Source organism: Streptomyces sp. NPDC048424 (assembly GCF_040651555.1).
GTDB lineage: Bacteria > Actinomycetota > Actinomycetes > Streptomycetales > Streptomycetaceae > Streptomyces.
The window spans coordinates 1-13169 of sequence record NZ_JBEZKE010000007.1; the positions used below are offsets into that span (position 1 = coordinate 1).

14 protein-coding genes and 1 pseudogene are annotated in these 13169 nt (G+C 71.1%); 7 read left to right on the plus strand and 8 right to left on the minus strand.

Annotation, left to right across the window (positions count from 1 at the left end):
• Nucleotides 1-598 precede the first annotated feature (598 nt).
• Nucleotides 599-1240 (minus strand): DNA-3-methyladenine glycosylase, encoded by a 642-nt coding sequence (locus AB0D29_RS12080; RefSeq protein WP_362853628.1) that lies wholly within the window; start codon nucleotides 1238-1240, stop codon nucleotides 599-601.
• 115 nt (nucleotides 1241-1355) lie between these two features.
• On the opposite strand from AB0D29_RS12080, the gene AB0D29_RS12085 reads away from it, so the two are divergent.
• From AB0D29_RS12085 to AB0D29_RS12095, 3 genes are all read left to right on the plus strand, one after another.
• Nucleotides 1356-2138 (plus strand): sporulation protein, encoded by a 783-nt coding sequence (locus tag AB0D29_RS12085; protein WP_030717068.1) that lies wholly within the window; start codon nucleotides 1356-1358, stop codon nucleotides 2136-2138.
• 62 nt (nucleotides 2139-2200) lie between these two features.
• Nucleotides 2201-2734: a YbhB/YbcL family Raf kinase inhibitor-like protein gene (locus tag AB0D29_RS12090; RefSeq protein ID WP_362853630.1), complete on the plus strand. Its 534-nt coding sequence runs from the start codon at nucleotides 2201-2203 to the stop codon at nucleotides 2732-2734.
• A gap of 149 nt (nucleotides 2735-2883) precedes the next feature.
• Nucleotides 2884-3387, plus strand: a complete 504-nt coding sequence (locus AB0D29_RS12095) for an HNH endonuclease (RefSeq protein ID WP_030717062.1) — start codon at nucleotides 2884-2886, stop codon at nucleotides 3385-3387.
• 59 nt (nucleotides 3388-3446) lie between these two features.
• Here AB0D29_RS12095 and AB0D29_RS12100 read toward each other — a convergent pair whose 3' ends face one another.
• The 4 genes from AB0D29_RS12100 to AB0D29_RS12115 all read right to left on the minus strand — a co-directional run bounded on the left by AB0D29_RS12100 (nucleotide 3447) and on the right by AB0D29_RS12115 (nucleotide 6661).
• Complete coding sequence (locus AB0D29_RS12100; RefSeq protein ID WP_362853632.1) at nucleotides 3447-4217, minus strand: sulfite exporter TauE/SafE family protein; 771 nt, start codon at nucleotides 4215-4217, stop codon at nucleotides 3447-3449.
• A gap of 89 nt (nucleotides 4218-4306) precedes the next feature.
• Nucleotides 4307-5293, minus strand: coding sequence for an SPFH domain-containing protein (locus AB0D29_RS12105; RefSeq protein WP_362853633.1), 987 nt, complete (start codon nucleotides 5291-5293; stop codon nucleotides 4307-4309).
• An 84-nt stretch (nucleotides 5294-5377) separates the two neighbouring features.
• Nucleotides 5378-5806, minus strand: a complete 429-nt coding sequence (locus AB0D29_RS12110; RefSeq protein ID WP_362853634.1) for an NfeD family protein — start codon at nucleotides 5804-5806, stop codon at nucleotides 5378-5380.
• Nucleotides 5807-5857: 51 nt separating this feature from the next.
• Complete coding sequence (locus AB0D29_RS12115) at nucleotides 5858-6661, minus strand: ABC transporter ATP-binding protein (RefSeq protein WP_351299372.1); 804 nt, start codon at nucleotides 6659-6661, stop codon at nucleotides 5858-5860.
• Nucleotides 6662-6794: 133 nt separating this feature from the next.
• Here AB0D29_RS12115 and AB0D29_RS12120 point away from each other — a divergent pair, with 133 nt between their 5' ends.
• Entirely contained in the window at nucleotides 6795-7568 is a 774-nt protein-coding gene (locus AB0D29_RS12120) for a hypothetical protein (RefSeq protein WP_362853636.1), read from the plus strand.
• A gap of 182 nt (nucleotides 7569-7750) precedes the next feature.
• Here AB0D29_RS12120 and AB0D29_RS12125 read toward each other — a convergent pair whose 3' ends face one another.
• The 3 genes from AB0D29_RS12125 to AB0D29_RS12135 all read right to left on the minus strand — a co-directional run bounded on the left by AB0D29_RS12125 (nucleotide 7751) and on the right by AB0D29_RS12135 (nucleotide 9945).
• A complete protein-coding gene (locus tag AB0D29_RS12125) occupies nucleotides 7751-7996 on the minus strand; it encodes a chaplin (protein WP_362854014.1) in 246 nt (81 codons plus the stop codon).
• Between the two features lie 148 nt (nucleotides 7997-8144).
• Nucleotides 8145-8807 (minus strand): response regulator transcription factor, encoded by a 663-nt coding sequence (locus AB0D29_RS12130; protein WP_362853637.1) that lies wholly within the window; start codon nucleotides 8805-8807, stop codon nucleotides 8145-8147.
• Entirely contained in the window at nucleotides 8800-9945 is a 1146-nt protein-coding gene (locus AB0D29_RS12135) for a GAF domain-containing sensor histidine kinase (protein WP_362854016.1), read from the minus strand. The genes AB0D29_RS12130 and AB0D29_RS12135 overlap by 8 nt, the downstream gene beginning before the upstream one ends.
• A gap of 186 nt (nucleotides 9946-10131) precedes the next feature.
• Here AB0D29_RS12135 and AB0D29_RS12140 point away from each other — a divergent pair.
• From AB0D29_RS12140 to AB0D29_RS12150, 3 genes and pseudogenes are all read left to right on the plus strand, one after another.
• A pseudogene (locus AB0D29_RS12140) lies at nucleotides 10132-10806 on the plus strand (SDR family NAD(P)-dependent oxidoreductase); the annotation flags it as partial.
• A 227-nt stretch (nucleotides 10807-11033) separates the two neighbouring features.
• Entirely contained in the window at nucleotides 11034-12152 is a 1119-nt protein-coding gene (locus AB0D29_RS12145) for an S-adenosylmethionine:tRNA ribosyltransferase-isomerase (protein WP_362853638.1), read from the plus strand.
• 284 nt (nucleotides 12153-12436) lie between these two features.
• Complete coding sequence (locus tag AB0D29_RS12150; protein WP_362853639.1) at nucleotides 12437-13129, plus strand: transglycosylase SLT domain-containing protein; 693 nt, start codon at nucleotides 12437-12439, stop codon at nucleotides 13127-13129.
• The last annotated feature ends 40 nt before the right edge of the window (nucleotides 13130-13169 follow it).

A 13169-nucleotide genomic window follows, 5' to 3' on the forward strand; every position in this document is an offset into this window, starting at 1 on the left:
CCAGCGTTCGTCCTGAGCCAGGATCAAACTCTCCATGAATGTTTACCCGTAATCGGGTGCACACGCACTTAGAGCGGGCCAGTCATGTCGGAATATGACCGACTGACCACTGCGTCCTCGCTGTGTAATTGCCTGCAAGCATCACCCGAAGGCGACCTCACAGGTCTTTTTCAAAGGAACCTCATCCACCGAAGTGGACGGGGTATCAACTTCTGGCGTTGATTTTTGGCACGCTGTTGAGTTCTCAAGGAACGGACGCTTCCTTTGTACTCACCCGCAGCTACATTCGCTGGGGCTTTCCTCCGGGCTTTCGTTCTGTGTTCTTGCGTTTCCAACTCTACCAGATCATTTCCGCGTCGTTTCCGACTTGGATTTGAATTCGGTGACCGTTGGGGGTCTTTGCCTTTCGGCGCTCCACCACGTTAGCGCTTATCCCTTGCCATTCATAATCGAGTGGTTGGCGAAGGAATTCGGGCATGCCGAATAGGACCCCGCCAGGGGTAAGTCGTAGGTAGTGGGTTGGCCGCCCCGGGGGTCTGCTGATGGCAGTGCCCCGTTCAAGCGGCTCGGGCTACGTTAGGCGTGTGGCCGGGCCGAGTCAAGTTGAGCGGCGGCGTGGCGCATGGGCACGGTACGGGCTCACCGTCGGGTCGTGGGTGATCCAGAACCGGTACGGATGAGCGGCGCCGGCTCCGCCGACTCCCGTGCGCGGGCCACTGCTCACCAGGTCGGGCGAGGCGGGGAGACCGGCGAGGAGGGACAAGGGGGAATCGGGGCCGGCGCAGAGGTCGGTGCCGTCGAGGGACCGGTCCACCTCCAGCGCGGTGGCCAGACGGGCCGGGCCTTTGGCGAGTTCCCTCGGGCTTCTGGCTGAAAGTCGACGTTTGACTGCGAGGTCGGCGCCCGCCGTGATCTCCCCGGCGCGGATCAGGACCCCGCTCGCGTGGTCCGGTGGGCCGCACACCAGGTTGAGGCTGAACCACATGCCGTAGATGAAGTAGACGTACGCGTGTCCGGGCGGACCGAACATCGATGCGTTGCGGGCGGTGCGGCCGCGGTAGGCGTGCGAGCCGGGGTCGGACTCCCCCTCGTACGCCTCCACCTCCGTGATGCGCAGTTCGATGGGGCCGTCCGGGGTACGGCGCACCAGGGTGCGGCCGAGGAGGTCAGGGGCCACGGTGAGGACCGGGCGGTCGAAGAAGGACCGGGGCAGGGGCGTACGGTCGGGGCGCGCGCTCATCCGGTCGAGCGTAGTGGAACGCGCTCTCCTGCAACCGGGGCCTAAGGTTCCGCGTTGGTAAGGGGTAGGCGCTGCGTAGTCGCCAGTCCTTAGATCCGTATCAGGGAGTTTGAGCATGGGGTTCAGGAAGCTGTTCGCGAGCCTGGGTGCCGGTGGTGCCTCGGTGGACACGATCATCACCGAGCCGAACGTCGTGCCGGGCGGAATCGTCCAGGGCGAGGTCCGGATCCAGGGCGGATCCGTGGAGCAGCAGATCGAGGGGCTGTCCGTCGGGCTGCAGGCGCGGGTCGAGGTCGAGGGTGGTGACCAGGAGTACAAGCAGGACGTGGTCTTCACGAAGCAGCGTCTCGGCGGTGCCTTCAAGGTGGAGGCCGGCGCACTGCACGTGGTGCCGTTCGGGCTGGAGATCCCCTGGGAGACGCCGATCACCCACTTCGGGGGGCAGCACCTGCACGGGATGAACATCGGGGTGAGCACCGAGCTGGAGATCGCGCGCGCGGTGGACGCGGGTGACCTCGACCCGATCAACGTGCACCCGGTGCCGGCGCAGCAGGCGATCCTCGACGCCTTCCGGCAGCTCGGCTTCTCCTTCCGCAGCGCGGACATGGAGCGCGGGCACATCCGCGGGACGCGCCAGTCGCTGCCCTTCTACCAGGAGATCGAGTTCCTGCCGCCGTCGCAGTACCGCGGGCTGAACCAGGTCGAGCTGACCTTCGTCTCGGACGGCCGGGAGATGGACGTCGTCCTGGAGATGGACAAGAAGCCGGGTCTGTTCAGCGAGGGCAGCGACACCTACCGCTGCTTCCAGGTGGGTCTGCACTCGTACCAGGACACCGACTGGGCGGCTTACCTGAACCAGTGGATCGCCGGCGTCGGTTCGCAGCGCAACTGGTTCTAGGCTCGGATCCGCGTCCGTGCGCGGACGCGGATCCTTTGTCTCCCCCTCCCGGAGGTTCAGCAGTGTCAGACCAGAGCAGGGCGCCCCTTCCGCACGACTTCCACCCCGAGGTGCCGTCCTTCACGGTGACCAGCGAGGACGTCACCGACGGAGCCGATCTGCACGCGGCCCAGGTCCTCACGGGCAAGAACATCTCGCCGCAGCTGCGGTGGGAGGGCTTCCCCGAGGGCACGAAGAGCTTCGCCGTGACCTGCTTCGACCCGGACGCGCCCACGGGCAGCGGGTTCTGGCACTGGGTGCTCTTCGACCTGCCGGTGTCGGTGACGGAGCTGCCGGCCGGGGCGGGCAGCGGGGACTTCACGGGGCTGCCGGAGGGGGCCGTGCACGCGCGGAACGACTACGGCACGCGGGACTTCGGCGGGGCGGCTCCGCCGCGCGGCGAGCGGCACCGCTACGTGTTCACCGTGTACGCGGTGGACACGGAGCAGCTCGGCCCGGACGCGGACTCGTCGCCCGCGGTGGTCGGTTTCCATCTGCGGTTCCACGCCCTCGGGCGGGCCCAGCTGATCGCCGAGTACGAGTCGCCCGCCCGCTGATCGTTCTCCGAGCGTTTGCCCGGTCCTGGTCTAAAGAAGGCCAGGACCGGGCATTTTTATTGCGTTGTCCCGCGTGGCGCGCGCGGCCAGAGTGGTCGCGGGCCCTGCCGCCAGTGTGGTCGCGGGCCTGCACACGGGAGGTGGGCGAGATGCGGGACACGCTGGTGCTGAATGCGAGCTTCGAGCCGCTGTCGACGGTGACCCTGAACCGGGCTGTCGTCCTGGTACTGCAGGACAAGGCCGTCGTCGAACAGTCGCATCCCGAACTGCGCGTGCGCGCCGCCACCATGGATCTTCCGATGCCCCGGGTGATCAGGCTCTGCAGGTACGTCCGGGTGCCCTTCCGAAGACATGCTCCCTGGTCACGGAGGGGGGTGCTGGTCCGGGACCAGCACCGTTGCGCGTACTGCGGGAAGCGCGCGACGACCGTGGACCACGTGCTGCCGCGGGCCCAGGGGGGCGGGGACACCTGGCTGAACACGGTGGCGTCCTGCGCCGAGGACAACCACCGCAAGGCGGCCCGGACTCCGGAGGAGGCGGGGATGCCGCTGCTCCGGAAGCCCTTCGTGCCGTCTCCGGCGGACGCGATGCTGCTGGCCCTGGGGGTGGGTGCGCGGGAGGCGCTGCCGGAGTGGCTGGAGCGCTCCGCCTAGTCGGATACCCGCTCGCCTGGTAGTCGTGCGCGCTGGGCGACGTAGCTTTCCTACGTCGCTCAGCTGACCAGCAGCTGGACGATGGCGATGAGGCCGACCGTCACGATGACCGCGCGCAGGACGGTCGGCGAGAGCTTGCGGCCCACCTTGGCGCCGATCTGGCCGCCGATGGTGGAGCCGACGGCGATGAGGAGGACGGCCGTCCAGTCGAAGTCGGCGACGAAGAGGAAGACGACGGCCGCGATGCCGTTCACCATGGCGGCGATGACGTTCTTGACGGCGTTGATCCGTTGCAGGTCGTCGCGGAGCAGCAGGCCCATCAGGCCGAGGTAGAGCACGCCCTGGGCGGCTCCGAAGTAGCCTCCGTACGCGCTGGAGACCAGCATGCCGCCGAGCAGGACCGGGCCGCCGTCGGGGTGGCTCGTATCGCCTCCGGCCGCTTCCTGGCGTCGGCGCAGGGCGGCGGCGAGCCGGGGCTGGAGGACGACGAGCACGAGGGCGAGTCCGATCAGGACGGGCACGATCGTGTCGAAGGAGTCCGACGGCAGGGTGAGGAGCAGGACCGCGCCCGCGAATCCGCCGACGAGGGACACGGCGCCGAGCCGCACGACGCGGGCGCGCTGACCCTGGAGTTCCTTGCGGTAGCCGATGGCTCCGCTGATCGAACCGGGGACCAGGCCCAGGGTGTTGGACACGTTGGCGGTGACCGGCGGCAGGCCGGTCGCCAGCAGCACCGGGAAGGTGATCAGGGTGCCGGAGCCGACGATGGTGTTGATCGTGCCCGCGCCGATGCCGGCGGCGAGGACCGCGAGTGATTCCCAGATGGACATGGACTGTGCCATCCCCTTTGCATGAGTGAGTCGCCTCCCCGCCATGAAGGTCGAGGGGCCTCACTGATCATGCAGGAGGGGACGGCCGTTCAGTCGATCGGGGGCTGTTCGCGGCGCTCCGCGGCGTCCTTGTCCCGTGCGCCGGGGATGCCGCCGCCGTCCTTGCCGGCGTTCTGCGGGTTGAAGCCGGAACCGCCGCCCATGGGGCCGAAGTTGCCCATGGCGCCGGAGAGGCCCTTGAGGGCGTCGCCGATCTCGCTCGGCACGATCCAGAGCTTGTTGGCATCGCCTTCGGCGATCTTCGGGAGCATCTGGAGGTACTGGTAGGCGAGGAGCTTCTGGTCGGCGTCGCCGGCGTGGATGGACTCGAACACCGTGCGGATGGCCTGGGCCTCGCCCTCGGCGCGCAGCGCGGCGGCCTTGGCGTCACCCTCGGCGCGCAGGATGGAGGACTGCTTCTCACCCTCGGCGCGCAGGATCTCGGACTGCCGGACACCCTCGGCCTGGAGGATCGCGGCGCGCTTGTCGCGGTCGGCGCGCATCTGCTTCTCCATCGAGTCCTGGATGGAGGTCGGCGGCTCGATGGCCTTGAGCTCGACGCGGTTGACGCGGATGCCCCACTTGCCGGTGGCCTCGTCGAGGACCCCGCGCAGTGCCGCGTTGATCTCCTCGCGGGAGGTGAGGGTCCGCTCCAGGTCCATGCCGCCGATGATGTTGCGCAGCGTGGTGACGGTGAGCTGCTCGATGGCCTGGATGTAGCTGGCCACCTCGTACGTCGCGGCGCGGGCGTCGGTCACCTGGTAGTAGATGACGGTGTCGATGTTGACGACCAGGTTGTCCTGGGTGATGACCGGCTGCGGCGGGAAGGGGACGACCTGTTCGCGGAGGTCGATGCGGTTGCGGATCGAGTCGATGAACGGGACGACGATGTTGAGGCCCGCGTTGAGCGTGCGGGTGTAGCGGCCGAACCGCTCGACGATGGCGGCGCTGGCCTGCGGGATCACCTGGATCGTCTTGACCAGTGCGATGAAGACCAGAACCACCAGAATGATCAGGACGATGATGATCGATGACATGCGGTTCCCCGTGCCCTTCCGGCTGTCTGTGCTGCCCCGTTGAACGGAGTCTCGCAGACCCGCGGGCTGCGAGCAGGCTGCTTGTCACATGACGACGGCGGTCGCCCCGTCGATCTCCACGACGTCCACGGACTGGCCCGGTTCGAAACTGCTGTCCGCGTCGAGGGTGCGCGCGGACCAGATCTCGCCGGCGAGCTTGATGCGGCCGTCGGTGCCGTCGACGCGTTCGAGGACGACGGCGGTTCTGCCCCTCAACGCGTCGATGCCGCTGCGGTGTTGGGGGCGCTGGTCCCGGTGCCGGTTGGCGATGGGCCGTATGACGGCGATGAGCGCGACCGACACGATCACGAAGACCAGGACCTGTGCCACCACTCCCCCGCCGAGGGCCGCCGTGACGGCGGCCGCGACGGCGCCGACGGCGAACATGCCGAATTCCGGCATCGCCGTCAGGACCAGGGGGATGCCCAGTCCGACCGCGCCGATGAGCCACCACACCCATGCGTCGATGTCCACATGGTCATGGTAGGTCCGACGGGCGCGGTCCGGACAGGGTGCGGGGGCCCGTTACTGACCCAGGGGGAGACCCTGGGCGGTCCAGCGGTCGCTCCCGTTGCGCTCGACGACCAGGGGGAGGCCGAAGCAGAGGGAGAGGTTGCGGGAGGTCAGTTCGAGGTCGATCGGGCCCGCGGTGACGACCTTGCCCTGACGGATCATCAGGACGTGGGTGAAGCCGGGGGCGATCTCCTCGACGTGGTGCGTGACCATGACCATGGAGGGGGCGAGCGGGTCGCGGGCGAGCCGGCCGAGGCGGCGTACGAGGTCCTCGCGGCCACCGAGGTCCAGACCGGCGGCGGGCTCGTCGAGGAGCAGCAGCTCGGGGTCGGTCATCAGGGCGCGGGCGATCAGCGTGCGCTTGCGCTCGCCCTCGGAGAGGGTGCCGAACTTCCGGTCGAGGTACTCGGTCATGCCGAGGCGGTCGAGGAAGGCGCGGGCGCGCTGCTCGTCGATCTCCTCGTACTCCTCCTGCCAGGTCGCCGTCATGCCGTAGGCGGCGGTGAGGACGGTCTCCAGCACGGTCTGCCGCTTGGGCAGCTTGTCGGCCATCGCGATGCCGGCGACACCGATGCGGGGGCGCAGCTCGAACACGTCGGTGCCGGGCTTGCCGAGGGTGCCGCCGAGGATGGTGGCGGTTCCCTTGGTGGGGAAGAGGTAGCTGGAGGCGAGGTTCAGCAGAGTGGTCTTGCCGGCACCGTTGGGGCCGAGGATCACCCAGCGCTCCCCCTCCTTCACCGACCAGGAGACCTGGTCCACCAGAGCCCGGCCCTCGCGGACCACGGATACGTCCACCAGCTCCAGAACATCGCTCATGAGCGTGTTGTCACCCCTTGCAGTCACGGTTCTCTGTGCGCCGGTAGACGCAGCCCCAGGGGAAAACCTACGCCACTCGGAGAGGGGTCCGGGGCCGGGGCCCGGTGCCGGGTGCGATCCGTAAAGTGGGGGGATGCTTTTCGAACCACGTTCAGGGCGGCTGGCCGCCTGGGGGAACGCTCTGCTGGCCGGTCTGGTCTCGCCCGACGAGGCCGTGTTGTCGATCGTGGGCGAGGACGCCGTGCACCGGGTGGAGGGGCTGCCGGGTGAGACGGGCCCCGTGGGGCTCACCCTGGCGCTCGGCCGGCTGCGGGCGCTGGGGGTGACGGGGCTGCGGGTGGCGCTGCCGGCGCCGGGGCATCCGCTGGGGCTGAGCGGGCCGCCGGAGTTCAATGCGCGGGCGCTGGAGGCCGAGGAGGCCGTGGTGTGCGCGGGGGCCGCGCTGGGGCTCGTACCCGAGGTCGCCGAGGTGGGGCCCGAGGGTGACGTGCACGTGTCGGTGACCTGGCACTGCCTGCCGGTACGGGAGGCACCGCCGGCGGACGTGCCGTCGCTGAGCGAGGCGGAGCGGGAGCTGGCGGAGGCGCTGCGCGAGGCGACGGTGGCGCTGACCCGGCTGGACGTGGCCGGGTCGGGGCCGGTGGCGGAGGCGGCGCTGTCGGCGTACCGGGCGCGGGCGGAGGCGGGGCGGGACGCGCTGGCTCCGGGGTACCCGGCGCGGGCGGTGCGGGTGCTGGCGCTGGCGCAGCGGGTGGACCTGATGGTGTCGCTGGCGTACGAGAACGGGCACGGGGGTGCGGTGGCCGCCTCGGAGATGGCGGCTCGGGCGGAGGTGTTGCGGCCCGTGGAGCGGGTGGCCCGGCGGGCGCTCGTCGCGGCGTACAACTCGGCCGTGGAGGCGGGCTAGGCCGGGCCGGCTGCGCCGGGGCTCCTGGGGCTCCTGGGGCTCCGCCCCAGCCCCGCGCCTCAAACGCCGGAGGGGCTGGACGTGCCCGGCGGCGCTGGAAAGCAGGGCCGAGTGGGAGACGTGCCGCGGCCCCGCTTCCCGGGGAGAGGGGGGAAGCGGGGCCGTGGTGCGCGAGGGGCGCGTCAGGCGTTGACTCCGGTGTTGCCGAAGGCGCCGTTGAGCAGGCCGATCACGTTGACCGTGTTGCCGACCACGTTCACGGGGACGTGGACGGGGACCTGGAGCAGGTTCCCGGAGGCCACGCCGGGCGAGTTCAGGGCCTCGCCCTCCGCCGACGCACCGCCGTGCGCCGAGGAGACACCGGCGCCGGCGGCCAGGAGGCCGCCCGCGATCATGGTGACGGCTGCGGCCTTCTTGAAGTTCTTCACGTTCTCGTCCTCCAGTACGTCTGCCGCGACCAGCCGCCGCGGCACGTCATGGAGAACGGTCGCGCCGCGGCGGGGATACGCCATGTGGGCGACATACACCCGACCGTATGAATCTCAGTCCGGAACTAGACGGTCCGATTTACGTCGCTTATTCGGCGAGTCCGTGCCTGACCGCCCACAATGCGGCCTGAGTACGGTCGGAAAGGTCCAACTTCATCAGGATGTTCGAGACGTGGGTCTTGACCGTCTTCTCGGACAGCACCAGCGCCCGGGCGATCTCCCGGTTGGACCGGCCGTCCGCGATCAGGCCGAGCACCTCGCGCTCGCGGTCGGTCAGCGAGCCGGGCCGGCCCGCCGAGGGGCCCTGGTCCTCCTGGGAGAGCAGGGCCACCGCGACCTCCGGCTGGAGCAGCACGTGGCCGGCGTGGACGGAGCGGATGGCTCCGGCCAGGGCGTCGGGGTCGATGTCCTTGTAGACGTATCCGGCGGCGCCGGCCCGCAGTGCGGGGACCACGGTCCGCTGCTCCGTGAAGCTGGTGACGATCAGCACCCGCGCCGGGTTCGCCAGCTCGCGCAGTCTGCGCAGCGCCTCGATCCCGTCGGTGCCCGGCATCTTGATGTCCATGAGGATCACGTCGGGCCGCAGCTCCTCGGCGCGGGCGATGCCCTCCTCGCCGTCGGAGGCCTCGCCGACCACCTCGATGTCCTCCTGGACCTCCAGGAAGGTGCGCAGGCCGCGCCGGACCACCTGGTGGTCGTCGACCAGCAGTACGCGAACGCGGCTGCCGCCGCGGCCGGGGCTCTCAGCCACCGGGTACCTCCATCTCGATCGTCGTGCCCTGACCGGGCTTCGAGTGCACGGTGAGCCGGCCGCCGACGCCGTCCGCTCGGTCCCGCATGGAGACCAGGCCCAGGTGGCGGCCCGCCCGGCGGACGAACCGGGGGTCGAAGCCCTTGCCGGAGTCGACGACCTTGAGGACGGCGCCGCCGGCGGGCGTCCGGGTAAGGACTACCTCGACGCGGTCGGCGCCCGAGTGGCGCAGGGCGTTGTGGAGGGCCTCCTGCGCGACGCGGAGGACCGCTTCCTCCTGGGTCGCGGGGAGGGCCCGTACGCCGTCACACGTGAAGGTGACGTGCGCGGTGTGGGCGCGGTCGAGTACGTGGACGTGCGTGCGCAGGGTGGCGACCAGTCCGTCCTCGTCCAGTGCGGCGGGGCGGAGCTCGGTCACGGCGGCCCGCAGTTCGTCGGCGGCCTCCGCCGCGAGGGCGGCCACCTGCTGGAGCTCGTCCTTGGCGCGGGCCGGGTCGCGGTCGACGAGGGCAGCGGCGGCCTGGGCGGTCAGGCGGAGCGAGAAGAGCTTCTGGCTGACGGCGTCGTGCAGCTCGTGGGCGAGCCGGGAGCGCTCCTCGGCGATGGTGAGCTCGCGGCTGCGCTCGTAGAGGCGGGCATTGGTGAGGGCGATGGCCGCGTGCTGGGCGAGGAGGGAGAGGAGCTCCTGGTCCTCGTCGGTGAAGCCGCGCGGGCCCCCGGGGGCGCTCCGCTTGTTCGCGAGGAAGATCGCGGCGAGGGTCTCCTCGCCGTCCCGGACGGGCATGCCGAGGAAGTCGGACATGTCGGGGTGGGCTTCGGGCCAGCCCTCGAAGCGCGGGTCCTCGCGTACGTCGGCCAGCCGCTGGGGGTCGTCCTCGTGGAGCATCGCGGCGAGGATGCCGTGCTGGCGGGGCAGCGGGCCGATGCGGCGCCACTGCTCCGCGGTGATGCCGTCCACGACGAACTGGGCGAAGCCGCCGTGGTCGTCCGGGACGCCCAGGGCCGCGTACTCGGCGTCCAGGAGCTCGCGGGCCGACGCCACGATCGTGCGCAGGACGTCGCGGACCTCCAGGCGGCGGCTCATCGCGAGCAGTGCGGTGCTCACGGCGGCCAGGCCGCTGCGGGGTCCGCCCTGCAGGGGGCTTGCGGTCATGGCCTCACCGTACCCGCGGGCCTGACCTGCGGGATCGGACCTGGGCATCCCCCGGTGGACGTAGGTCCAAGGGACCCGTACGGGTGGGGCCCGCGGCCGACGCGGCGCCGGGCGGGCCCTTCCTACGTTGGGGGCATCTGCTGATCGGAACGCGAGGGTGAGGGAGCTGTCATGTCGGTGGCGATCGTGACGGGGGCGTCCAGGGGGCTGGGCCGGGCGCTGGCCGGGGAGCTGGCGGCGCGGGGCTGGGACCTGGTGCTGGGTGCGCGGGGCGCGGCGGCGCTGGAGGACACGGCGGCGCGGGCCCGTGCCTCGGGGGTGCGGGTGGTGCCGGTGGCCGGGGACGTGTCCTCGGGGGCGCACCGGGCGGCGCTGGTGGCGGCGGCGCGGGAGCTGGGCGGGCTGGACCTGCTGGTGAACAACGCGGGGGTGCTGGGGGCGGAGCCGCTGGTGCCGCTGGCGGTCCACTCGCTGGAGGGGCTGCGCGAGGCCTTCGAGGTGAATGTGGTGGGGGCGCTGGGGCTGGTCCAGGAGGGGCTGCCGCTGCTGCGGGCCGCGGAGGCCGGGGCGGTGCTGAACATCAGCTCGGACGCGGCGGTGGTGGCGTACGCGACGTGGGGGGCGTACGGGGCGACCAAGGCGGCGGGGGACCTGCTGTCGGGCGTGCTGGCGGTGGAGGAGCCCGGGCTGCGGGTGTGGTGGGCGGACCCGGGCTCGATGCGTACGCGGATGATGGCGGCGGCCGAGCCCGGGGAGGACCTGGCGGGGCTGCCGACGCCGGAAGAGGTGGCACCGGTGCTGCTGCGGCTGGTGGCGGAGGGGCTGCCGAGCGGGCGGTACACGGCGGAGCGCCTGGCCGAGCGCCTGACCGAGCGCCTGGCGGCGGGCCGGGCGTCCGAGGAGGCGGGAAGGGGCGGCGGGCCGGACCCGGAGCCCGGCGGTACGTCGGGCACCCCGGCGGACGGGACAGCGGACGGGACAGCGGGAGGCACGGCGGACGGTCCGGCACGGCGCAGGGCGGGCGATGCGGCGTCGCGCACGGCGGACGGCACGGCGGACGCGGGGGTCCTGCGGTGAGCGGGCGTTCGGCGCCCCCGGAGAAGGGACTGTATATACCGGACATTCCGCCGGACCTGCTGGCCCGGGTTCCGGCCGAGCAGCGGGGGCCGGGGCTCGGGCGGGACGCGGTGCGGCTGCTGGTGTCCGGGGGCGGTCAAGAGGTGTCGCTGCGCGCCTTCCGGGAGCTGCCGGACCTGCTGCGGGCCGGGGACGTACTGGTGGTGAACACCTCGGCGACGCTGGCGGCCGCCGTGGGCGCCCGGCTCGGCGGCGAGGACCTGGTGGTGCACTTCTCGACCCGGGGCGACGACGGCCGCTGGGCGGTGGAGCTGCGCGGCCCGGCGGGCGGGGGGACGACCCGGCCCCGCGCCGGGGGCCCCGCGGGGGCGGTGGTGGAGCTGCCGGGCGGGCAGGCCCTCGTACTGGAGGAGCCGCTCGCGGCGGGCGCGGACCGGCTGTGGTGGGCGCGGCCCTCGCGGGACGACGTACCGGCGCTGCTGCGGGCGTACGGGCGGCCGATCCGGTACGCGTACACGGAGCGGGACCAGCCGCTGTCCGCCTATCAGACGGTGTTCGCGGTGCCAGCGGCCGACGGGTCGGGCTCGGCGGAGATGCCGAGTGCGGGGCGGCCCTTCACCGCGGAGCTGGTGGCGCGGCTGGTGAGCCGGGGGGTGCAGTTCGCGCCGCTGACCCTGCACACGGGGGTGGCCTCGCAGGAGGCGCACGAGCCGCCGTACCCGGAGCGGTACGAGGTGCCGGCGGCCACGGCGTGGCTGGTGAACGCGGCGAGGGTGACGGGCGGGAGGGTGATCGCGGTGGGGACCACGGCGGTACGGGCCCTGGAGTCGGCCGTGGACGACCGCGGGGTGGTGCGCCCGGCCGGCGGGTGGACGGATCTGGTGGTGACGCCGGAGCGGGGGGTGCGGGTGGTGGACGGGCTGCTGACCGGGCTGCACGAGCCGCAGGCCTCCCACCTCCTGATGCTGGAGGCGGTCGCGGGGAGGGCCGCCGTACGGCTCGGGTATGCCGAGGCGGTGGCCCGGCTCTGCCTTTGGCACGAGTTCGGGGACGTCCATCTGCTACTCAAGGATGAGAACCGTGACGGATTGAATTGCTTCAGCAACGCACGGTGAGACCGTCGCGTGCCCGATGTGAGCCCGCGCATAGGACGCACATCACTTACGAAGCTGCCTAGTGGACGGATAAAGGCCCTGTCAGTGCGGGCGGGCGTAGCGTCGAGGCCCGAATTGCGGCCTCGGCGCCCGCCCCTGATCCACTAAGCCGGATCGTACGTCACACCTTTGCCACAGGTTTTTGCCACCGCTAAGAATTGCCCTCGTCGCACAGCGCCGCACCGGATCCCGGATCCTCGTGGCGCTTTCCTGCGGCTCCCGCGATTCGAAGAGGTTGCCCCGCCATGTCTGCTTCCAGCACTCCCGGTCACAGTCGTCTGACGAAGGCACACAAGCTGTCCATTGCCGGCGTCGCCACGTTCAGCGCCGCCGCGCTCGCCTTCTCCCTCGTCCCGGCCGACGCCGCCGAGGCCGAGACGGTGGTCTCCGCCGCCCCCGTTGCCTGGGCCCAGGCCGTCAACGGCACGCAGACGAAGGCAATGCACGGCCACCTCTCCGCGCAGCAGGTCATCGCCGACGCCAACGCCAAGGCCGCCGCCGTCAAGGCGAAGGCCAAGGCCGACGCCGACGCCAAGGCCAAGGCCGAGGCCGCCGCGAAGAAGGCCCGCGAGGACAAGGCTGCCGCCAGCCGGTCCGCCGCCCGCACCCCCGTCTTCGCGAACAACCTGGACGGCTGGATCAAGGAAGCCCTCTTCATCATGAAGAAGGAGGGCATTCCGGGCACCTACGCCGGCATCCACAAGAACATCATGCGCGAGTCCAGCGGTAACCCGATGGCGATCAACAACTGGGACATCAACGCCCAGAACGGTATCCCCAGCAAGGGTCTGCTCCAGGTCATCTACCCGACCTTCAAGACGTACCACGTCAAGGGCACCAAGTTCGACCAGTACGACCCGGTCGCCAACATCGTCGCCGCCTGCAACTACGCGGCCGACCGCTACGGCTCGATGGACAACGTCAACAGCGCCTACTAGGCCACTGGCGTAGCCCCAAGCCCCCCATGCGCCTCAGGGC